At 43.0% G+C, this 23,296-nt stretch carries 19 protein-coding genes and 1 pseudogene; 6 read left to right on the forward strand and 14 right to left on the reverse strand.

The features are described from left to right. Positions 1 to 53: 53 nt before the first annotated feature. From MSG93_RS14650 to nfuA, 9 genes and pseudogenes are all read right to left on the reverse strand, one after another. The gene (locus MSG93_RS14650) at positions 54 to 1,382 is read right to left on the reverse strand and encodes an APC family permease (RefSeq protein ID WP_324622344.1); all 1,329 of its coding nucleotides are present in this window, start codon (positions 1,380 to 1,382) and stop codon (positions 54 to 56) included. A 112-nt stretch (positions 1,383 to 1,494) separates the two neighbouring features. Further along, on the reverse strand, positions 1,495 to 2,910 hold the full coding sequence (locus tag MSG93_RS14655; RefSeq protein WP_324622345.1) for an aldehyde dehydrogenase family protein: 1,416 nt from the start codon (positions 2,908 to 2,910) through the stop codon (positions 1,495 to 1,497). A gap of 203 nt (positions 2,911 to 3,113) precedes the next feature. Further along, a complete protein-coding gene (locus MSG93_RS14660; RefSeq protein WP_005288265.1) occupies positions 3,114 to 4,514 on the reverse strand; it encodes an aminotransferase in 1,401 nt (466 codons plus the stop codon). Positions 4,515 to 4,592: 78 nt separating this feature from the next. After that, positions 4,593 to 5,852, reverse strand: coding sequence for a Zn-dependent hydrolase (locus MSG93_RS14665; protein ID WP_324622346.1), 1,260 nt, complete (start codon positions 5,850 to 5,852; stop codon positions 4,593 to 4,595). 370 nt (positions 5,853 to 6,222) lie between these two features. Further along, positions 6,223 to 6,982, reverse strand: a pseudogene (locus MSG93_RS14670) (TorF family putative porin). A 97-nt stretch (positions 6,983 to 7,079) separates the two neighbouring features. Beyond that, positions 7,080 to 7,277, reverse strand: a complete 198-nt coding sequence (locus MSG93_RS14675) for a hypothetical protein (RefSeq protein WP_324622347.1) — start codon at positions 7,275 to 7,277, stop codon at positions 7,080 to 7,082. Between the two features lie 99 nt (positions 7,278 to 7,376). After that, a complete protein-coding gene (locus tag MSG93_RS14680; protein ID WP_324622348.1) occupies positions 7,377 to 9,080 on the reverse strand; it encodes an amidohydrolase in 1,704 nt (567 codons plus the stop codon). Positions 9,081 to 9,248: 168 nt separating this feature from the next. After that, positions 9,249 to 10,961, reverse strand: coding sequence for an amidohydrolase (locus MSG93_RS14685; protein ID WP_324622349.1), 1,713 nt, complete (start codon positions 10,959 to 10,961; stop codon positions 9,249 to 9,251). A 307-nt stretch (positions 10,962 to 11,268) separates the two neighbouring features. After that, positions 11,269 to 11,907, reverse strand: coding sequence for a Fe-S biogenesis protein NfuA (gene nfuA / locus MSG93_RS14690; RefSeq protein WP_005231815.1), 639 nt, complete (start codon positions 11,905 to 11,907; stop codon positions 11,269 to 11,271). Between the two features lie 153 nt (positions 11,908 to 12,060). On the opposite strand from nfuA, the gene MSG93_RS14695 reads away from it, so the two are divergent. The 5 genes from MSG93_RS14695 (at position 12,061) to MSG93_RS14710 (ending at position 17,056) form a co-directional block, all read left to right on the forward strand. Continuing rightward, positions 12,061 to 12,678 carry a rhomboid family intramembrane serine protease gene (locus MSG93_RS14695; RefSeq protein WP_005231817.1) on the forward strand — a complete coding sequence of 206 codons (618 nt, stop codon included), beginning with the start codon at positions 12,061 to 12,063 and terminating at the stop codon, positions 12,676 to 12,678. Positions 12,679 to 12,811: 133 nt separating this feature from the next. Continuing rightward, positions 12,812 to 14,494 carry an arylsulfatase gene (locus MSG93_RS14700; RefSeq protein WP_324622350.1) on the forward strand — a complete coding sequence of 561 codons (1,683 nt, stop codon included), beginning with the start codon at positions 12,812 to 12,814 and terminating at the stop codon, positions 14,492 to 14,494. Next, positions 14,491 to 15,489, forward strand: coding sequence for an SUMF1/EgtB/PvdO family nonheme iron enzyme (locus tag MSG93_RS14705; RefSeq protein ID WP_324622351.1), 999 nt, complete (start codon positions 14,491 to 14,493; stop codon positions 15,487 to 15,489). Before MSG93_RS14700 ends, MSG93_RS14705 begins: the two co-directional genes overlap by 4 nt. Positions 15,490 to 15,594: 105 nt before the next feature. Next, positions 15,595 to 15,747: a hypothetical protein gene (locus MSG93_RS19285; protein WP_420714316.1), complete on the forward strand. Its 153-nt coding sequence runs from the start codon at positions 15,595 to 15,597 to the stop codon at positions 15,745 to 15,747. A gap of 181 nt (positions 15,748 to 15,928) precedes the next feature. Beyond that, positions 15,929 to 17,056, forward strand: coding sequence for a helix-turn-helix transcriptional regulator (locus MSG93_RS14710; RefSeq protein WP_324622352.1), 1,128 nt, complete (start codon positions 15,929 to 15,931; stop codon positions 17,054 to 17,056). Positions 17,057 to 17,074: 18 nt separating this feature from the next. Here MSG93_RS14710 and epmA read toward each other — a convergent pair whose 3' ends face one another. Both epmA and MSG93_RS14720 read right to left on the reverse strand, forming a co-directional pair. Then, entirely contained in the window at positions 17,075 to 18,058 is a 984-nt protein-coding gene (gene epmA, locus MSG93_RS14715) for an EF-P lysine aminoacylase EpmA (protein ID WP_324622353.1), read from the reverse strand. Then, complete coding sequence (locus MSG93_RS14720; RefSeq protein WP_324622354.1) at positions 18,055 to 19,119, reverse strand: 4-phosphoerythronate dehydrogenase; 1,065 nt, start codon at positions 19,117 to 19,119, stop codon at positions 18,055 to 18,057. The genes epmA and MSG93_RS14720 overlap by 4 nt, the downstream gene beginning before the upstream one ends. A 191-nt stretch (positions 19,120 to 19,310) precedes the next feature. Between MSG93_RS14720 and MSG93_RS14725 the strand changes: the two genes are divergently transcribed. Next, positions 19,311 to 19,685, forward strand: a complete 375-nt coding sequence (locus MSG93_RS14725; RefSeq protein ID WP_005231823.1) for a diacylglycerol kinase — start codon at positions 19,311 to 19,313, stop codon at positions 19,683 to 19,685. A 690-nt stretch (positions 19,686 to 20,375) separates the two neighbouring features. On the opposite strand, the gene MSG93_RS14730 is transcribed toward MSG93_RS14725, so the two are convergent. The 3 genes from MSG93_RS14730 to MSG93_RS14740 all read right to left on the reverse strand — a co-directional run bounded on the left by MSG93_RS14730 (position 20,376) and on the right by MSG93_RS14740 (position 23,265). After that, positions 20,376 to 21,092 (reverse strand): hypothetical protein, encoded by a 717-nt coding sequence (locus tag MSG93_RS14730; RefSeq protein ID WP_324622355.1) that lies wholly within the window; start codon positions 21,090 to 21,092, stop codon positions 20,376 to 20,378. A gap of 188 nt (positions 21,093 to 21,280) precedes the next feature. Beyond that, positions 21,281 to 22,915, reverse strand: a complete 1,635-nt coding sequence (gene groL, locus MSG93_RS14735) for a chaperonin GroEL (RefSeq protein ID WP_004878354.1) — start codon at positions 22,913 to 22,915, stop codon at positions 21,281 to 21,283. Positions 22,916 to 22,974: 59 nt separating this feature from the next. Further along, entirely contained in the window at positions 22,975 to 23,265 is a 291-nt protein-coding gene (locus MSG93_RS14740) for a co-chaperone GroES (protein WP_004652030.1), read from the reverse strand. Positions 23,266 to 23,296: the final 31 nt, after the last annotated feature.

Raw genomic sequence — 23,296 nt, forward strand, 5'->3', positions numbered from 1 at the left:
TCATATCTTTTGAAGTCAAATCTACATTGATCAAATCAATTGTTTAAAACGGTTTAAGTGGTGGCCCCAAACGAGAGCGGCTGTTTTCGGATACGCTTATAAAGCAGCAGTAAAACCCCAGCCAATAGCCACACGCCTCCAAATTCCAGTGCCGATTTTTCCAGATGTATCCATAAACCTAATAGGCACAGCACTGAAACCAGTGGTAGCAGCAAATTGAAGAAAATGTTTTTCAAGCCCGTACGCTCTTTACGAAGCACAAAGAATTTCATGAATACAGAGAAGTTCACCATGGTAAATGCAATCAAGGCACCAAAACTGACCAGACTCACCACCGTTGCAAGATCGACGGTAATCGCTAACAGGGAAATCAGGCCCACAAATAAAATCGAATATAACGGCGTACCGAGTCTGTGATTGACATAACCGAATATTTTTTGGTTAAACACACCATCACGCCCCATGATGTAAAGTAAACGTGAAGCGCTGGCATGAGAGGCCAAACCGGAGGCAAATGCATTCATGATCTGTACGGTAAGCAAGGCTGACTGGAAAAATACGCCTCCAACAAACAGTGCAATTTCAGGTAAGGCTTCATCTGGATTTTTAAACTGTTCCAGTGTCGGAAAGGACAATTGAACAAACCACGAAACCGTAATAAAAATCAGGCCACCTAATAAGGTTGTCAGCATAATCGCCCGGGGAATGGTCTTGGTCGGATTGCGGCTTTCATGGGCTAAGGTCGAGACCGCATCAAAGCCCAAATAAGAGAAACAGACCAATGACACACCTGTCAGCAAGGTCAGATATTCGGGATTACCATTGAATAACGGCTTGATTGTCGCCAGGCTTTGATAACCCTGCGAATGCCCCATGCCTGTGACCACCAGAAAAATAAACACCAGCATCATTGAAATCGTAGCTGCAATAAAGATAAAGCTAAAATTGGCCAGAATATTGATACGAAAGCTGTTGATCAGCGTGATACTCCCGACCATGATCACCACCCAGGTGGTATAGGAAATGTCGGGCATCAGTGCATTAAGATAAAATGAGGCGAGTAAAACATTGACTAACGGAATCAGGAGATAGTCAATCAGCGAGCACCAGCCCACAAAAAAACCCGCTGTCTTGCCGCATGTTTCAGTGGTATAGGTATAAGCTGATCCTGATTTTGGCGTCAGTTTACTAAAGCGTGCATAGCTAAATGCAGTTAAGAGCATCGCAAATAAAGCCAGAATATAAGCCAGAGGAACCCTTCCCTCGGTAACTCTTGAAATAATACCAAAAGTATCAAATACAGTTGCTGGAGCCATATAAGCCACACCAATGACAACCACTTGCCACAATGACAGCCCTTTTCGGTTGTTTTCGCTTTCCATGCATGTTTCTCCTGCATCAATGCAAACACTTTCGCAGTGCTTTTTTTATTCATCTTGGATAGTGATACTGAACAGAGAAGTCCCTTTCCCGATTCAATAAGCAGTTGAAGAATTAGAGCGTAATCACGTTTTCTTCGAGATAGCTTTGCATTCCCGATTCACCCAGTTCACGTCCAATTCCACTTTTCTTGAACCCGCCCCATAAGGAGCCAGGCTGAATCATTTGATGACAATTGATCCAGATATGACCAGAGCGAAGTCGCTTGGCAATTTTTTTACCGTGCTGCAAAGATCCGGTGATAATGGTGGCAGCCAGGCCGAAGTCAGAATCATTGGCTAGCCGGATCGCTTCTTCTTCAGTTTCAAAGCTTCGACAACACATCACCGGGCCAAAGATTTCCTCTTTCCATAAGCGGCTTTCAGTGGGTACATTTACAAAAACATGGGGCTGAATGAAAAAGCCCTTTTCCGGAATGGCAATCTGTTCAGGATCAATTAAGGATTGAAGCTTTTCCTGTTGTGCGATAGTTAAATATTCATGAACTTTCTGATATTGCTTTTGTGTCGTCATCGGTCCCATGCTCAACGGTCCGCTCAGGTCAGAACCTAAAGTCATCGACTCCACCGCGGTTTTAAGCTTCTGGTAAAAGCGCTCTGCCAGTGATTGGTGTACCAGTAAACGTGAGGTTGCAGAGCACATTTGACCGCTGTTATAAAACATGCCACCAAGTGCTTTATCGACGGCTTCATCCAGATCGGCATCTTCAAGAATTAGGATCGGCGATTTGCCACCTAGCTCTAACGTGACACGCTTGACCGATTGCGCTGCTGCCTGCATCACGTGAATACCCACTTCCGTACTACCGGTGAAGGAGACTTTATTGACCTCTGGATGGGTTACCAGATGCTGGGCTGCCACGGCATCTCCCAGAATCAGGTTAAAGACCCCCTGCGGAAACTGGATCTGATCCAGTAATCGGGTAAATTCATACTCTGGCAATGGCACCAGTTCGGATGGTTTAAAGATCAGTGTGCAACCTGCGGCAAGGGCAGGTGCGATTTTCCAAGCGCTGGTGATTAAAGGGAAATTCCACGGCGTAATCAAAGCAACCACACCCACCGGATTTTGCTGATGGGTCAGTTCAATGCCATCTTCACATTGGGTCACCTGACTAAACGCAAATTCTTTGACCAGATTGGCATAGTAGCGATAGCACTTAATGCTATTCTCGACGTCGACTTGGGCTTGCTCCGAAGATTTACCATTATTACGATGAGAAAGTTCAATCAGGGTATTCTTTGCTGCGTCTATGGCATCGGCAATTTTGTTTAACCAGTTTGCCCGTTGTTCAGGACTGGTCAAACTCCAGCTTTCCAGCGCCTGTTGCGCAGCCGCCACGGCAGCGTCTACATCTTGTGGGGAAGCGGTGGTAAAACGGGTTAATTCTTCTTCACTGGCTGGATTCACCACCGTAATCTGGGAGCTTCCTGACGTATTTTCCCATTTTCCATTGATATAATTCTTCATCTGCTTACTCTCATACGAGTCCTAACGCGGATTCATCGTGACTGCCCACAGGATTTCAGCCTGCTTCAAGTCAACCCAGTCGCTTTATTCCTCATTCATTCCATCGACATCATCTGTTGTTATCCCACTATTTCTATCGATCAGCGAGACTCAACTCACCCCGCAGGGCAAGTTGACTGCTCGAAAGATCAAAGAGATTCGGCTTACAAATGACCTTCAGCCTTTAATTCCTGAATGGTATTCTGAATCGCATGACGTAAGGTTTTCACGGCAAAGTCAATTTGATCACGTGTCAGGATCAAGGGTGGAGACAACACATTCATGTGTCCCACAGGACGTACAATCAAACCGAGTTTCTGGCAATGATTGGCAATACGTTTGCCTACCCCGACAGAACGGTCAAACAGTTCTTTGGTTTGTTTGTTACGCAGGTTTTCGATACACATCATGAATTTTTTGCCGCGTACTTCACCGACAATTTCCAGATCTGCCAACGTCTTTAATTGCTCTTCAAAGTAAACGCCCATGTCCTGGACATGTTCACAAATCTTTTCCTTTTCCAGAATTTCAATATTCTTGAGTGCAGCCACACAACTGACCGGATGACCTGAATAGGTAAAGCCATGGGTAAGCAAACCACCTTCATGATGCGGTTTACTGATGGCATCATAAATTTCATCCGAAATGATGGTTGCACCTAAAGGCAGATACCCCGAAGACAGGCCTTTTGCACAGGTAATAATGTCAGGCACAATGCCAAACACGTCTTCTGAAGCAAACATATGGCCTAGGCGACCAAATGCGGTAACCACTTCATCAGATACATACAGCACATTGTATTTCTTACAGACGGCCAAGGTTTTAGCATGGTAGCCTTCTGGTGGAACGATCACCCCGCCCGCGCCCATGATTGGCTCGGCAAAGAAAGCCGCGACATTGTCCGGGCCAAGTTTCAGAATGGTATCTTCCAGTTCCTGAACCTTTTCATTACAGAAATCTTCCATCGACTGCGATGCTGGCTTGCGGTACGGATTTGGACATGACACATGGTGAACCAGCTCATTGTGAATCTCGAAACCGACATGATCGGCTTCAATACCGGTCAAGGTCATACTGATATAGGTACTGCCGTGATAAGCGTCTTTACGGGCAATCAGTTTCTTTTTCGATGGTTTGCCAATCTGATAGAAATAGTGGTGAATTAAACGTACTGCAGTATCGTTCGCTACTGAACCACCACAGCCATAAAACACATGATTCAGATTACCCGGTGCCAACTCAGCCAGTTTAGCCGCCAACTTGGCTGCTGGTGCTGTGGTTTGATGACCAAATGGTGAATAATAAGGTAGTTCCATGATCTGTTCAGCAACGGCATCGGCAATTTCTTTACGTCCATAACCGACATTGACACACCACAGGCCGCCAATACCATCTAGATATTTATTGCCCTGCGCATCATATACATAGACATTTTCACCTTTCGACATGATTAAAGAGCCTTCGTCTTTAAAGGTCGAAAAATCTGTCCATGGGTGAATCACATGATCCTTATCTTTTTGCCAGATATCCTGAATATCGACATTTACAGGTAATTTTGAGTTCATCTTCTATCCATCCATTTTTTATTGCAATGCTCCATTCCAGCAGCATGCATGTCTTACACATTGTTAATTTGTTGATCATTAAACTGTTGCTGTATTCTTCTGCACCACTTGTGCGGTTGACTGTGCGTCATAATTTAAAATCGCATTCAACAACACATCGGCACCTTGAGCCGCATCTTGCATATAAATATCTTCTGCCTCGTTATGGCTTAAACCATCAATACACGGAATAAAGATCATCGTCGTCGGACAATGTTTTGCGATATTGATGGCATCATGTCCTGCACCACTCACAATCGGCTGATTGCTGTAGCCCAGACTGTTTACCGCTGCTTGAACCGTTGCCACACAAGTCTTATCAAAATAAGTCGCCGGACTCAGCCAATGTTGAGACACCTGAACATCCAGATCTCTTTCTGTCGCCAGACGAGACAAGATTGCTCTGGTTTCCACTTCCATGACGTTGAGTGCAGCATCATCTGGATGACGTAAATCAATGGTCCACTGAATCTGGCCCGGGATAGTATTGCGCGATGAATTTGCCACCTGCATTTCACCAAAGGTCACCAAACCTTGCGGGAATTTCTCAAGAATGCATTTTTCAACAGCCACGATCATTTCTGCGGTACCGACCATGCTATCTTTACGCATATTCATCGGGGTTGTGCCCGCATGTGCTGCTTTGCCTTGGGTTTCAACATCTAGCCACAGAATGGCTTGACCACCGGTGACCACGCCAATCGAGATCTGGTTTGTTTCCAATACAGGCCCTTGCTCAATATGGGCTTCGTAATACGCCTGGAATGGACGCGCCAGTGGATAATCGCCGAGTTGTCCGGTACGGACCAGTTCGGAATAAACAGAAATACCGTTTTTATCGGTGGTGTCATAGACTTGCTGTTTAGCTAATACCCCAGCGAAAGCGGCGGAGCCCATCATTGCCGGAGTGAAACGTGCGCCTTCTTCATTCATCCACACCACCAGTTCAAGTGGATGAGCCGTCACAATATTCTGTTCTTCCAGGCGCTGTAATACTTCCATACCCGCCAGCACACCATAAATACCATCAAAGCGTCCGCCCTTGGGCTGGGTATCCAGATGGCTGCCCATAACGATAGGTAATGCGGTATGGTCTTGACCGGAACGGCGTAAAATCAGGTTACCGACTTCATCATAATGAATAGAAAGATTAATCTGCTTGGCCCACTCAAGCAGTAAAGCCCGACCTGAAATATCTTCATCCGTAAGCGCTAACCGTGTATTACCACCCTTGCTGGTGGCACCAATTTTTGCCATGTCCATGAGCATCTGCCATAAACGCTCTGCATTCACTTTCATTGTTTTAACATCCCTTTTATCGATATATCACTATCGCTTTATTCACTCTACTTTGATTAATTCTTCCATTAAAAACGAGTGCCAATTCTTTCAAAAAAACAGGTACCAATTTAAATATCAATAAATAAATAAAATTCCTTTTGTTTTTCAAACGAATAAGCAAATGATTAAACTAATCCTATTTTTATAAAAATCAATTTATTTTTTATTACTTTTTAATTATTTCTAATCCCATTCAACACCGAACACAAAACAGCCAAAAAGTTTTATATATAAAACTTTTTGGCTGCTGTTTGATCTAAGAAAATTTTAAATAGGACTATTTTAACCATCAAAGCATGATTTAAAAATACAAATGCTCACATTTAAACTAAAACAGTTTGGTTAAACTAAATACCACTGTCTTATCTGCAATTGGCAAATCTTTATTAACATTTGCATTGGCATAATATAAATCAAAAATAAAATCCTGATAATTAAAATCCACTCCTAACTTATAATCATAGAAGTGGCTTCTCTGATCTGTTCCCCAAAGTACAGCATAGGCATCTTTATTTGCAAACTGGTTATATGCTACTTGCGTATATATTCCACTGCTCCGCGACTGGATAACGATATCCGACTTCATAACGCAGCATTTTACCGGTCTCTAGCGTATAATCAGGTGAATAGTAAAAAGCCAGATTCAACTCATCCTGAGCATGGAGGAGATTTGATCTCAACACGCCAATTGAGTATTCCTCAAAATCTACACGGGGCAGGGTTTTATCTTCTCCAGGGTAGTTTACATTCAGATATTGCAGATTCAGTTTAAGATCATTATTTATTTGATAATTATAGCCAATATAATAATCCAGCTCTAAACTACTGCCAATATCCAGCTGTATATTTGATGCAAACAGTTGCGTATACAATCCTGAATCATGATCTAGTCTTAATGTTCCTTGAATAGCCGGTTTTCCTTTGGTTTGCGTAGTGCCACGCCAATAATACTCTGTTAAAAAAGCCATTGAACCACTGACTGAAAAACGTTGCTGCTGATTTTCAGTAGGACTATCGGCGGTTTTTGCATATACTGGCGCTAATAGTGTAGATGTTAAGATAGCTAGAATCCATTTCTTGTTGATCATCTATTTATTCCATGAATATATGATTTTTTTGAATTCTGATTATCTTTCACACATCCTATAAATCGAGAACCAATTTCACAAAAAACAGAAGAGCCATTTATTTTATAAAAACTAGGTTTAATTCATATCCGCATAAAATCAAAGCAAGCTTATCGCTTTCTTTGATTTTAAAATTTATTAACATTTTTACATCAGTCATATTTTTAACTGTATTGAATAGACAATAAAAGTCCCCTCTCCTTTTTAAAGGATGAGCGTAGTTACGCGTAAAAGGGAGAGGATTTAGATCAAGCATTTCCCCTCATCCTAACCGTCTCCCAAGGAAGAAGGAACTTTTAACATCAATGTTGAGCATTTTTTGACTTTTGAAGGTGCTCTGTTCTTTATTGTTTATTCACTTCCCTTTATATACCTGTTTGCCTGCAAACCAGGTCTCAGCAACTTTCCAGTCTTTGATATCTTTATTCAATGGCGTTTTTAAAGCATCTTGCAAGACCACAAAATCAGCCCACTTTCCGACACTGATACTGCCAATCTGATCCCCCCAGCCTGCAATATTGGCAGGTGCTTGAGTATAGGCATATAAGGCTTCATCCAGACTTAAAGCGTTATCGCTATAGCGGGTTTTGCCCTGATACTCACGGAAAACCACATCACTCAGCTGTAGCATTGGATTTTCAGATGCAGTCGGCCAGTCACTTCCCAATACCATGGTAGCGCCGCTACTGAGCAAAGATTGCCAAGCATAACTATATGGCATACGCGCCTTACCCAAACGCGACTCCTGATAGTTACCGCTAATGGCATGGTCCGGCTGCATTGAAGCCACCACCCCTAGCTGGGCAAAACGCGGAATTGCATCTTTAGAGATCACTTCAATATGCTCAATTCGATTGGCAAACTGACGATGTTTCGGACTATTCTCAATCGCATTCAGGGCCATATCGACACTTTTGTCACCAATGGCATGTATCGCCACCGGGAAACCTGCTTCATTCGCATTTTTCACTGAACTATTTAGCTCTACCTGTGAGGTAATCGGCGCGATATTAAAATGATGACGATCTGCATACGGTTCATTCAATGCAGCGGTGTAATTCATCAAGGTACCATCGACGAAGTATTTCATATAGGCAAAGCGAAACTGCGGCCCAGTTTTCCACTGCTGTTCTTTTTGCATGAACTGCTGATTGAGTTGATCACGTTGCTTTGCATAAGCCTGAAAATGGGTTGGTGTAACCTGATCCTCTCCCGCCATCAAGCCAAAACGTATCCGCATCGGCAATTGCTGTTTCGACTCCAGTAAAGCAGGATAAACCGTAGCCAACTCAGTCCACATATCATGTACGGAGGTAATCCCCAAACTGTTAAAATGCGCAATGATTTTTTCAATGACAGGAAGTGCCGCTTTGCCCGAAAGTAATGCACTGCTGTACTTGGGATTGCCCAAAATCAGTTGCATGCCCGCAGTTTCCTTAAAAATACCAGTCGGCTCTCCTGTTTTTGGGTCTTTGACAATCTCGCCCCCTTCCGGTGCTTGGGTATTTTTATCAATCCCCAGCAATTGCATGGCCTTGCTATTTACCCAGACCGAATGATAGTCAATGTCCTGTAACACCACAGGGCGATCGGGCACAATCGCATCCAGTTCCTGACGGGTCGGCATATGACCATCTTTGAGGCTGCTGACATCCCAACGACCACCCACCAGCCAGGCGCCTTTCGGTAACTGTTTATCCTTTTCGGCGATCAATCTAAACCATTCCTGACGATCCGTGATACCGAAAAGGTCCACCCCTTCCCAAAGCTCTAGCCCACCCAATAAATGGGTATGCGCATCGGTCAAACCAGGCAGCACCGTCTTGCCTTTTACATCAATAATTTGTGTCTGCTTGGTCGCCATCTGCTGAATAAAGCGGTTGTCACCTACAGCCAGAAACTTTCCATCTTTCACAGCAAAAGCTTGTGCTTTTGGCTTGGCCGGATTGGATGTCCGAACATCGGCGTTCAGTACAATGACATCAACCTGAGGCATTTGTGCATAGCTGTTTAAGCTTATGACGCCGATACTGATCGCTAACCATAATTTCTTATTCATAAGTCCCTTATTTCCCTATCCAGTGTTATTTTTCCATTTTTATTCTCGTTGCTTTCTCTGCAAAACCTAGAACCAATTCAACTGAAAATGCAGGAACCATTTTTATTGACATACCACCGATTCAAGTCAAACGAAAGCAGCTACCTGTTCGAATGCCTTTTATCGTGGCTACGGTTTTGCAGCATAGACCTGTCGGCCTGCAAACCAGGTTTCCGCGACCCGCCAGTCCTTCAGGTTCTTAGGCAGTGGTGGCTGTAAAGTACCTTGTAAAATGACAAAATCGGCCCATTTACCCACACTGATACTGCCCGTTTCATTTCCCCAGCCTGCAACATTGGCAGGCGCTTTCGTATAAGCATATAAGGCTTCATCCAGACTCAGGGCGTTTTCGCTATAACGGGGTTTTCCGTTATATTCACGAAATATGGCATCACTGAGTTGTAACATCGGGTTTTCTACGGCGGTCGGCCAGTCACTCCCCAGGACCAGCGTAGCCCCACTGCTTAATAGCGACTGCCATGCATAGCTATAGGGCATACGTGCTTCGCCCAAACGTGATTCTTGGTAATTACCTGAGATGGCATGATCAGGCTGCATCGAAGCCACCACACCTAACTGGGCAAAACGCGGCATGGCTGTTTCACTCATGACTTCAATATGTTCGATTCGATTGGCAAACTGACGATGGCGGGGACTGCTTTCAATCGCATTTAAGGCCATATCGACACTTTTATCTCCAATCGCATGCATGGCAACAGGAAAACCCACCGCATTTGCCTTGCTGACCAGATCATTTAATTTGGCCTGTGAGCTTATTGGCTCACTATTAAAATCATGCCGGTCTGCATAATCTGCATTCAATGCAGCGGTATAACTAAATAGTGTGCCATCGACAAAATATTTAAGATAACCATAGCGGAATTGCGGTCCCTGTAACCATTGCTGTTCTTTTTGTTTAAATTGCTGGTTCAGTTCATCGCGTTGTCTTGCATACTCAGCAAATTGTGCTGTTGTGGTTTTTTCTGCCGATGTATCTGCCATATAGCCAAACCAGACCCGCATGGGTAATGGTTGCTTTTGTTGTAGCATTGCAGGATAAACCGACCAATCACTTCTCCACATATCATGGACTGAGGTCACGCCCAACTGATTAAAATGCGCAACCAGTTTTTTCAAAACAGGCAGTGCTTCTGTTCCAGCAACCACCGCTTTGAGATAGACCGGATTTTTACGCACCAGTTGTGTTGCGGCGGTTTCTTTAAATATCCCGGTCAACTCGCCGGTATGTGGGTCCTTAACAATTTCGCCTCCCTCTGGTGCGACGGTGTTACGATCAATTCCCAGAAGTTGCATGGCTTTGCTATTCAGCCATGCGGTATGATAATCAATATCCAGCAATACCACGGGTCGATCTGGTACAATCGCATCCAGTTCCTGTCGTGTCGGCAAGCTTTGCTCAGACAACAAACTGATATCCCAGCGGCCTCCGGTCATCCACTGGCCTTTGGGTAGCTGCTTATCACGTTCTGCAATTTGCCTGAACCATTCAGCACGATCCTTCAAACCATATAGATCAATGCCTTGCGCAATTTCCATCCCGCTACCAAAATGTGTATGCGCATCTGTTAAACCCGGGATGACGGTACGACCCTGAGCATCAATAACGCGCGTGTGCTCGGTTGCCATATGCCGGATAAAACTGTTATTGCCTACCGCCAAAAACTTTCCCTCTTTGACCGCAAATGCCTGTGCTTTTGGCTTTGCCGGATTAGAAGTTCGCACATCAGCATTGAACACAATCACATCAACTTGCGGCGTTTTTGCATAGCTTGCCAGACTCATGACACCAATACTGAGGCCCAACACGAATGTCTTATTCATAAATCCCTTACACCCTTATCCTGAATTATTCTGCTGTTTTTATTTTGTCTATTTTGTTCGTAAAACCTAGAACCAATCTGCCTGCAAAAACAGGAACCATTTTAAGTCCCGTACATCGACTAAAGTTTTTATGCTCTGTTTTATTGATCAGGAGTGATGAACACATCTGAATAAAGTCTGTCTCTAAGCAACTTCATGGGGTGGTTAAGTGCAAAGTTAATTTTCATTTAAAAGTATCAAAATCAGCATGTTAAAAATAAAAAAAGCCCTCGAAAGGACTTTTTAAAATACAGTAGATTTCTCGCGATTATTTAAAATACGCGCCTTCTGCCTGTGTATGATCTGTTTGATCCACAACGCGCTGTAACTCTGGTACATGCTGTCTTAAGGTGGTTTCTACACCTTGCTTCAAAGTGACATCAATTGCAGAACAACCCTGACAACCACCACCGAATTTCAATACAGCGGTTAAGCCGTGCTCCGGACTATCCTGTACTTCAACCAGGCTACAGTTACCGCCGTGGCCTGCTAAGCCTGGGTTAATTTCAGATTGCAACACATAGGTGATACGTTCTTCAATTGAGGCATCTGGACCAACGCGTGGCACTTTCGAGTTCGGTGCGCGGAACGTCAATTGACCACCAAAACGGTCTTTGTTGTAGTCAATCACTGCATCCACTAAATATGGAATTGAGGGCGCATCAACATAGGCAGGAAAATCTGGATAGTCCTGCTTATAGTCTGTTGGTGCCACTTCTTCAGGGGCACTATAAGCCATACAACATTCAGCACGTGGAGTACCTGGATTTTCTACAAAAACACGAACGCCAATCCCTGGAGTATTCTGCTTTGCTAATAAATCACTTAAATACTCTTGTGCAGAGGGAGTAATCAAAAGGTTTGGAATTTCTTCTGCGACAGCAGTGTTGGTGTTCTCAGTCGACATAACAATAATCCTCAAGCTGATGTCGTTATATTAACCGAAGATGGAGGGTAATTAAAAAAAATCAACCATTTTTGTAGGAATTCTATGCAAGATCATTGTTTATTAAGTTTTTAATGGCATTATTGCTTAGACTCTGATCAATTTAAACTATTTATGTTACATCTACCCTTTGGTCACACTGTGACCCTGATCATTATTACTGTTGCAATTTCCTTGTTGGCTTTCTCCAATCAGGCAGTGATGAACCGTCTGATTTTCTGGCCACCTGCCATGCAACGCGGGCAGTATGACCGTTTTATCACGCATGGTTTTATTCATGCCGACGGCACGCATCTCCTGTTCAATATGATCACGCTGTTTTTCTTTGGCAATATCATTGAAAGTTTTTACCGTCAGTTTTTTTATGACATGGGCTTTGTCTTATTTTATTTGGGCGGACTGATTGTTGCCATTTTGCCGAGTTATTTAAAACATCGCCATGATGCCCACTGGGCCAGCCTAGGGGCCTCTGGTGCAGTATCAGCTGTACTATTCGCTTATATCCTGTTCCAGCCCTGGAACCTGATCTTCGTGTTCTTTATTCCAGTGCCTGCGATTATTTTTGCGATTTTATATGTGGCTTATAGCATTTGGTCTGGCAAACGGGGCAATAGCAATATCAACCATAGTGCACATCTTTGGGGCGCAGCCTATGGTGTTGTGGTTACCATTATTCTGGAACCTCGCGTCATTCCACATTTCCTGAACCAGTTGACCAAACTGCCTTTTTAAATAGATTTAATATTCGCCCCAGAGATGGGGCTTTTCTTTTTTTAAGATTAATAATCAAATTTTAATTATTTTTATCATAAAAATCATCTCTCTAAACTCGACTCTATTATTTTAACGGATTAAGTCGATTCTCATGCCTCGTAACAGCCTGCTCACCACCTTGTCGATTGCCCTGTTTAGCCTTTCGATTTCAGCATGCAGTAATGATGATTCCAAAGAATCCAGTACTGTGGTCGAAACCCAGAAACAACCTAACATTTTATTCATCATGGCCGATGACTTAGGCTATTCAGACTTAGGGGCTTTTGGTGGAGAAATTCATACCCCCAATATTGATGAACTCACTCGAGCAGGTCGTATTTTAACCGACTATCACACTGCCCCAACCTGCTCGCCAACCCGTTCGCAATTGATTTCAGGGACTGACCACCACTTGGCAGGTATTGGCGCGATGGCCGAGCTGACACCAGATCATTTAAAAGGCCAACCCGGATATGAGGGCTATCTGAATGAACGTTCACTTTCGATTGCTGAAGTCCTCAAAGACAATGGCTATCGCACTTATATCAGTGGTAAATGGCACTTGGGCTTAACCCCTGCAACCAATGCCCATGCCAAAGGTTTTGACCATTCCTTTACCTTACTACAAGGACTGGATTTGCATTTTAAACAGGCACCGACTGCCTACAAGCGTAATGCCACCTATACCGAAGATGGTAAACAAGTGCCGATTTCATCTTTACCTGATGATTTCTTCTCGACCAACTATTTCACAGACAAATTGATCAGTTATCTAGAGTCAGGTAAAAACTCAGGCAAGCCCTTCTTTGCCTATGCGGCTTACACTGCACCGCATTGGCCTTTACAAGCCCCTGCTGAATATCGTGACCGCTATCGTGGTGTTTATGACGTCGGCTATGATGTGATTCGCGATGCACGTATTGCCCGCCAGAAACAGCTCGGCCTGATTCCAGCCAACTTTATTGCCGCAGAACCGATTGCCACGCAAAATGCCCCACAAAAATATGGCAAATGGAACGAGCTTTCGGCTGAACAAAAAGCACTGGAAGCCCGTAGAATGGAAATCTACGCGGGCATGGTGGAGAATCTGGATGCCAATATTGGCCGACTGATTCAATATCTCAAACGCAATAATTTATATGACAATACCCTCATTTTCTTTGTTTCAGATAATGGTGCCGAAGGTTTTATTCGTGGCAACTATGGTCCCGAATCAGGCTTTGATAATAGTGTCAGCAATGTGGGTACATCCAGTTCATATCATTATGTCGGGCCACGCTGGGCAGAAGTGAGTGCTGCACCATTCCATTTGTGGAAAGATACGGCAGGTGAAGGAGCCACCACTGCCCCTGCCATTGTAAAACTCCCTTATCAAACCCAGGCTCAGGCGACTCACCATGGTTTTGCTTCCGTGCTGGATGTTTTCCCGACGGTTTTAGATTATGCCAATATTGCTGTGCCACAGGGCCAATATAAAGGTCGTCAGGTGAATACCCCAAGCGGCTATTCATGGAAACCACTACTTGAAAACAAGGCTCAGGCAATTCGCCCAGTCAACTTTAGCTTTGCCGATGAATTACATGGCAGCAAATATGCACGCCAAGGCGACTGGAAAATTGCCCTACAAGGCAAAGCTGAACTAGGTACAGGCAATTGGGAACTCTATAACCTGAAAAATGATCGGGGTGAAACCCAAAACCTTGCCCAAAGTAATCCAGCGAAGCTACAAGAACTGGTCGATGTATATAACAAATACACCCAGCAAAATGGCGTTAAGGAATATAACCCTCAATGAAACTGAGTAGCATTCTAGTTTCCCTCTGTAGCCTGTCCCTTGTGGCAGGTTGCAGCAAAGTTGAGTCGAAAGTAAAGCCATCGCAACAACACCCAACGGCTCAACCTTTATCGTTGGGCTCTGTAAGCCAATGCCAGAATTATTCTGGCTTACCCGATGCCTGGCAAAAACATAAAACAGCGGGCATGGTCTGGATTCCTAAAGGCTCCTTTTCACTGGGTTCTAATCAGGCCTATCCCGATGAACTCAATTTTGGCGCGAGAGAGCGTCAAGTCGAGGGCTTCTGGATCGACCAGACCGAAGTCACGGTTGCCCAGTTTTCCAGTTTTGTCAAAGCGACGGGCTACGTTACCGATGCAGAAAAGCAAAAGCAGGCGGCGGTGTTTTCTCCTGATCTAAATCATCCCAATCAATGGTGGCAACTCAAAGCTGACTATACCTGGAAAAGCCCGAATGGCTCTCAGGGTCAATCCCCTCTGCCCTCCGAACCCGTGCGCTATGTCACCAAGAATGATGCAGAGCATTATGCAGTCTGGTTAGGGCACGATTTGCCCACCGAGCTGGAATGGGAATATGCCGCCAAAGCAGGTTCAAAAACAGATACCCCTTTACACCAAGTCCCACAAGATGCCCATCAACATCCGCAAGCCAATTATTGGCAAGGTGATTTTCCAGGTAACAATACCGTTGAAGATCATTTTGAAGGCGTTGCCCCTGTCGGCTGTTACCCGGCCAATGCCTTTAAACTGTTTGACATGATTGGCAATGTCTGGGAATGGACGTCTTCGGTCTATCATGGCGCGCATGATCAACACATGGGTAATTATACCGACTTGCGTCAACATAATAACGCGACCACGCAATATGTGCTGAAAGGTGGCTCATTCTTATGTGCCTCTAATTTCTGTGCACGTTATCGCAATAGCAGTCGTTATCCTCAGGAGTTTGATCTGGCGGCAACCCATGTCGGGTTTAGGACCGTTTTACGACCTTAACTGTGAGATCCATCTTAAAGTTTTAGTCCCGTTCTGGTAAAAAGTAACTGATCGTTTTAAAGTGATCCTTAAAGCAATAAAAATACGGGACGGAACCATGAAAAAATATCACGCTACCTTGATCTGCTGTTGATATTCAGCCTATCCGCTTGTGCAGTGCATACACCGCATGGCAGTGTTGTAGACGATCCGGAAGAATATCACGATGGCCATGACGACTTTTGCCCACCCGGACAGGCCAAAAAAGGCCGTTGCTAAATGTCATCTTGCCTAAAGCCATGTTGGTTGAGGCAATTGATTTGTTTTCCATCGTCCCTGAATGGCTTAATTCATCTGCCATTGTATAAAAAATTACATTTTTTCTGATTGAACATTTTATTTGGGTAAAACCCATATAAACTATATGGAAATAGATCTTGCTCTTTGCTGGACACATTCAATGAATCAAACCCAATCCCATGCTGTACTGGACATTCTGAACAAGGTTCAACATGCTGATGACTGGTTGATTTTCCTTGAACAGCTAAACCAGCATTTTGACCTTCAGGCCACACAACTTCTGGCAGTCGATCTTGAAGTGCAGGCCCTGTCATTTAGTGTACATCACGGGGTTGATCTTGATCCCCAGCAACTCGAAAAAGCGGCGCTGCAACAACTTCGTCTAGCATTTGATGATGACCTACAATTAAAAAAATTATTGGCGGCACCACTCACAGGCTGGATGCATTGCACACAACACTTTAGCGAACAGGATATTGTTCAGACCCAGGTCTACCAACAGATTTTACAACCGCTCAATTTACGTTTTTGCTCAGCACTTCAGGTCATTTATGATCATAAAATCTGTGTGATTCTGGCCTTGCTCACCAGCCCCGATCGTGGTGCATTAAGTTGCTCTGAACTCCAGCCGATTTATGAGATATTGCCACAGATCCAGCAAAAGCTTCAGCACTATCGCCATCATTTTGAATATTCCACCATGACCCTACTTGGATCACAATTGATCCGGAAAATGAATCAACCCATTGCGATTATTAATCTCAACGGCGATATTCTGGAGATGAATGCCGAGGCAGAAAAATTTCTCGAACATAATACGCACATCCGGATTGAACAGCGCCGCTTCTACTTCGAACCACATAAACAGCAAATATTTGAACAGCACCTGCTTGAATTAGAACGCCTGCATCACACCAGTTCTCAGGTCGGTTATGCTGAACGAAGTCAGGTGATGCACCTCGATCATCAGCTGTTTTTAACACTGGATCTGCTCTGCCCCGAAAAAACCCATAAGATTTTTGGTTTACGCCCCGTATTACTGGCAACATTTTCAGGGCTGCAACATCTGCCTAAATATCAAAAAGACCGATGTACCCAGCTGTTTATGTTCACACCGGTCGAACATAAAATATGCGAGCAACTATTGAAGGGCAAAACCACTAAAGAAATTGCCCTTTTATATGAAATTCAGGCCGATACCGTCAAAAAGCACCTGCAAGCTATTTTCAAAAAGACCAGAACACATCGGCAAAGTGAATTGATCCAGTTGCTGATGCAATTAGTCTAGGCTATAAAATACGCAGCGTTACGCAATTTCGGCAGGGAAAGCAATCACCTGATCAATCTTGACCTGATTCATCACCACCATCAATAAACGGTCAATCCCTAACGCGATCCCGGAACATTCAGGCATATGCGGTAAAGCTGCCAGCAAATACTGATCGGTTGGAATCACAGGCAAACCTTGTTGTGCTCGCTCTGCATTATCAGCTTCAAAACGGGAGGCCAATACCTCGGCATCCAGCAATTCATCATAGGCATTCGCCAGTTCCAGCCCTTCAATATAAACCTCAAAACGTGCTGCAACCAGTTCACCCTCTTCATCCTGTTTCACTTTGGCCAGTGACGCCATTTCAGGTGGAAAATCGGTTAAAAAGACAGGCGCATCAAAACCCAGACTTGGCTCGACAAAGTGCGAAAACAACAGATCCATATACCCCAGACGATCATCCCCCAAGTCAAGATTCAGACCGACACGATTGGCGGTATCCTTGAGTTGTTTTAAGGTTGCCTGCAATGGATTAATCTCAAGACGATCCTGAAAGGCATGCTTATAACTCAGCACCACTGGACGAATTTCACCAAAACGATGTGCCAAACAGGTTGCTAACAGATCCACCGTTTCATGCATCAGTGCCTTTAAATCCAGCCCCGGACGATACCATTCCAGCATGGTAAATTCACTGTTGTGCTTGCGCCCATGCTCATCATCACGAAATACTTTACAGATTTGATAAATTGGTCCACTTCCACTGGCCAATAAGCGTTTCATTGGAAACTCGGGTGAGGTCTGTAAATATTGGGTATTTAATTTGCCATGAATATGGCGCTGTACCTGCACTGAAGCCAAATGCACATCAGTCACACCTGCCTGAGACAGCACTGGGGTTTCCACCTCAAGTACTTCACGCTCAGCAAAAAACTGGCGGATTTTCTGATACATCGCTGCACGCGCTTTTAAGGCTTCAATGGAGCACGTTGGCTGATAGTTGTTCATCGTCTGGCTCATGCTTTCGGTCCACCATGTGCAGCCCATTCACGGCGCAAAGGATAATTTTTTCGGAGTAAATCAAATGCAGTTTGCTCGACCTTGCCATCCTGAACACAAGCACGCAGTTGCTGATCATCTGCAGCAATATCATAAATCTGCGTGAGATGCTGTTTAAGTGCCGCTTTTAAATCATGATCAAAGTATTGAGGCACCTGTGGCAACTGGCTTTCAAAACGTTTTGTTAGCTCATAAGCAAAGGTCTGGCAAAACGCCTCATAGATCATCTGCGTGCCTCTGGCCTTACCTTCCAGACTATAACCCGCAATATGCGGTGTCGCTAATGCCAGTAGATCCAATAATTGTTCTGAAATTTCTGGCTCGAACTCAAATACATCCAGTACCACTTGGCGTTTGCTTGTTGCAATATCCTCTATCAAGGCAGCTTGCTCAACCACAGGACCACGCGCACTATTGATTAAAATAGCGGAGAGTTTCATTGCAGCAAATGCAGTCGCATTAAATAAATGCTGGGTTGGATAATCGCCAGACACCGTTAAAGGTACATGAATTGAAATGGCATCGGCACGATTTAACAATGCCTCAAAAGAAACATTTTCAATCCCGGCAAGTTGCACATAAGGATCGTAACCAATCACGTTCCAACCCAATAGTTGCGCCATCACCGCCAGACGGCTACCCACATTGCCCAGACCCACAATCGCTAAAGTGAAGTCCTTATTTTTTTCTAATAAATCCACATTTAAATGCAATAAGGCCGTAATCACATATTCCGCCACCGCTTGTGCATTACAGCCTGGCGCATTGCTCCAAGCAATGTTTTGTTGTTCTAAAGCCTGAATATCTAAATGATCAGTTCCAATGGTGGCACTGCCAACAAACTTGATCTTGGTCTGATCAATTAAGGCATGGTTCACTTTGGTCACCGAACGAACCAACAGTGCATCGGCATCCTGTACATCCTGATGCGTCAAGCTACGTCCTGCCCGATGCTGTATTTCTGCAAATTCCGCAAAGAAATAATCGGTAAATGCCAAATTTTCATCTGCGATAATTTTCATGCAGCAGCTTTCCTCAATAGATTGATGCTTATTATCCTTAGCCTGATTCAAATTGACAATTCCTAAATACCACACGGCCTGTTTTGATGGCAAAAAAAGGCGCTGATTGGTACACGCATGCGACATCTTGCCAATTTACTGCAACATATTTGGATTTATACTAAAGCTTTCTTCAGTCTCTCCATATCGCAATGACACCCTACTCTCCTTATAAAGGCAAAAATGGCCTCAAACGGATTTTCAATGCCACGGGCTATTCACTAGCCGGCTTTAAAGCAGCGTTTAGTCATGAAGCTGCATTTAGACAAGTGATCTTGCTCAATGTCATCTTGATTCCGCTGAGCTTTTTTGTGCATGTCTCGGCTTTGGAACAAGCTTTAATGGTCGCTGTCTGCCTGTTGGCGATTATTGTAGAGTTATTCAACTCCGCCATTGAAGCCGTTGTTGACCGCATTTCGCTGGAAAAACATGAGTTGTCTAAAAATGCCAAAGATATGGGTAGCGCTGCGCAGTTTGTTTCTTTAGCCATTATCTTTTTTACTTGGACAATTATTTTATTTAAATAAACATTCAATATTTGGCACATAAAAAAATCCCTGTGCATACAGTAATACTAATCAGTTAATCCTAAAACTTTAAAATGCAGTAAAAAAAGAGTGTATCTAAATACACTCTTTTTTATGAAAATGGAACAACTTTATAAACTTGTTTATTTGCATCTAAAAGTTATTGACCTTCTTTAAATTCAATACTTTTGCCCCATTTCTTATCTACTACCCAAAATAGATAATCATCAGATATCTCTATTGTATTTTCTTTACCTTAATGATTAATTGTCTTTAACAAGCAAATACTCTTTCAACTGACGTATAAGCAATCTCACATGTAAAAAACCAACCAGAAATAAACCCAAATCAAAAAATAGTTAAAATAAAAAGATTGCCCTCGTGGTACGACCATCAACATAACTAAAAAAACCAAAGCCACTCCATTAACTTGTAACTTTATTTTAGCTTTCTTAAATTTTCAAATAAATTTAAAAACTATGCTTCCTAGTTAATTAACTTGCATTAAAACAATCGAATAAAATAAGTTGTTAGCAATATAACAAGCCCAACCCACAAGGGTTTTCTGAATTTTTCTGGGCCAAAAAGTACTCCCAATAGCACGATAACAGGTATGACAAAAATACTTACAACCTGGATCGTACTTAATTGATCTAACATATACCATACCTACCACAATTCTTGTTGTCTTCAATAATATGTTTGGTTCCCACCACGATCAAGTAAAAGCTTTACAAGCTCATCTTGTTTGCCATCTGCAACAGGGATCAGATACACTCTTTTATTAACTTCAATCCCTACACAATTAAAATATTCTTTCTTAAATCCATTCCAGTGCCCAATACGATACTTGTCTAAAACAAAATTGAATGTACTAAACTGGACACTTTTAAACTCAAAGATATTAAGCACTAAAAAATTATCTTTAAAATAAAAGTGAAATACGGCACGACTATAATATTTAAAAACTTTCCTAAATATATATAACAAACAGATTAAACCAACAATAACAGGGTAAAGATAATATAATGAAATATTAAAATTAAAAATCATTACAACCCATCTATCAGAATTAAAAATAGCAGGTACTAGTATCCATAAGCAGACTAATGAAAAAATTAAAAGAATGAGTTCACTCTTTACATCCTTAATAAAAATAGGATTTATAAAGTGATCATATTTCGTTAACTCATAAGATCCCATTATTTTTTCTCCGCTTTTTTCTTTCCATCTTTTCTCTACTCCTAGACTAGTTATTAGCGATATCAGTAAATACTGTAGATGTAAATAATTCACTACTCTCTCTGACCAATGAGATCCTCCAACAGTCCCAAACACATCTAATACCGCATCAGCCCATACAGGCGCCTTCCCCCTTATCTGACATAAAATTTCAGCATCTTCCAAATCTAATTTTGTAATTAACTCAGGTCAACTATAAGATCGAATTAATAGCGGTCTATAAATTAAAAAAGGTCGCTAAAATAGCGACCTTTTTTACAACAAATTATTTTGTGAGTAACACTATGAGTAACTTATAAAAATTTTACGAATAAATATATAAATTACAAAGCATTAATCACAGCATAGGCAGTTTACATCATTCCGCCCATACCACCCATACCGCCCATATCTGGAGCAGCTGGTTTGTCTTCTGGAATGTCAGTAATCATACATTCAGTCGTCAACATTAAACCGGCAACAGAAGCTGCGTGTTCAAGTGCAGAACGCGTTACTTTAGCAGGGTCAAGGATACCCATTTCTAGCATATCGCCATATTCACCAGTTGCAGCATTATAACCGAAGTTACCTTCACCAGCTTTAACTGCATTGATCACAACTGAAGGCTCATCACCTGCATTTGAAACGATTTGACGAAGTGGCGCTTCAATCGCACGACGTAAAATGTTGATACCCGCAGTTTGGTCTTCGTTAGCGCCTTTTAAGCCATCTAACACATTTACAGCGCGTACTAATGCAACACCACCACCCGCAACAACACCTTCTTCAACTGCTGCACGAGTTGCATGAAGCGCATCGTCTACGCGGTCTTTCTTCTCTTTCATTTCAACTTCAGTTGCTGCACCAATTTTGATGACTGCAACGCCGCCTGCTAATTTAGCAACGCGTTCTTGAAGTTTTTCTTTGTCATATTCAGAAGTAGATTCTTCGATTTGCGCACGGATCTGTTGAACACGTTCAGCGATTTGCTCAGCATTACCTGCACCATCAACGATCACAGTGTTCTCTTTAGATACTGTGATTTTGTGCGCAGTACCTAAATCTTGAAGAGAAGCTTGCTCTAAAGACATACCGACTTCTTCAGAAATAACAGTCGCGCCAGTCAAGATCGCGATGTCTTGAAGCATTGCTTTACGACGGTCACCAAAACCAGGTGCTTTCACCGCACATACTTTGATAATACCGCGCATGTTGTTCACAACAAGAGTCGCAAGCGCTTCGCCTTCAACATCTTCAGCGATGATAAGTAGTGGTTTACCTGTTTTAGCAACAGCTTCCAATACCGTAATCAATTCACGGATGTTGCTGATTTTTTTATCAACAAGCAGGATGAACGGATTTTCAAGTTCAGCAGTAAGCGTATCTTGCTTGTTTGCGAAGTATGGAGAGATATAACCACGGTCGAACTGCATACCTTCTACAACGTCTAAAGCGTCTTCGAAGCCAGAACCTTCTTCTACAGTGATGACACCTTCTTTACCCACTTTTTCCATCGCTTGAGCGATCAGTTTACCTACAGTGGTATCAGAGTTCGCAGAGATTGAACCTACTTGTTCAATTGCTTTGAAATCATCAGCAGGTTTTGCATTGGTACGGATATTTTCAACCACAGTTTTTACTGCGATATCGATACCACGTTTTAAATCCATTGGGTTCATACCAGCAGTTACTGATTTGATCCCTTCATTTAAAATTGCTTGAGCAAGTACGGTTGCAGTTGTTGTACCGTCACCCGCGATGTCATTGGTTTTAGAAGAAACTTCACGAACAAGTTGAGCACCCATGTTTTCAAACTTGTCTTTTAAAGAAATTTCTTTCGCAACAGTCACACCGTCTTTAGTAATGTGTGGCGCACCGAAAGAACGGTCAATAACGACGTTACGGCCTTTAGGGCCTAAAGTTACTTTTACTGCATCTGCAAGTACGTTAACGCCTGCAATCATTTTTGAGCGAGCTGAATCACCAAATTTTACGTCTTTAGCTGACATGTTAAACTCCGAATCTTTTTAATTACTGAATCTGATAATAAATTTGAGTTATGTGTCGATTAGCCTTCAAGCACAGCTAAGATATCCGACTCTTTCATAATCAAGAGTTCTTCACCACTTACTTTTACTGTTGTACCCGCATAAGTACCGAACAATACTTTGTCGCCAACTTTAACGTCTAAAGCACGAACGCCGTTGTCAGTGATCTGACCATTACCGACTGCAATTACTTCACCTTGAGATGGTTTTTCTGCAGCAGAACCTGGAAGTAAAATACCACCAGCCGTTTTGGTTTCTTCTTCTACGCGACGAATCACAACACGATCATGTAATGGACGAATGTTGCTCATAGTTAACTCCATCAGACTTAGTCTTATTGAT

Source organism: Acinetobacter sp. IK40 (assembly GCF_035615075.1).
In the GTDB taxonomy this organism is placed as follows: Bacteria; Pseudomonadota; Gammaproteobacteria; order Pseudomonadales; family Moraxellaceae; genus Acinetobacter; species Acinetobacter courvalinii.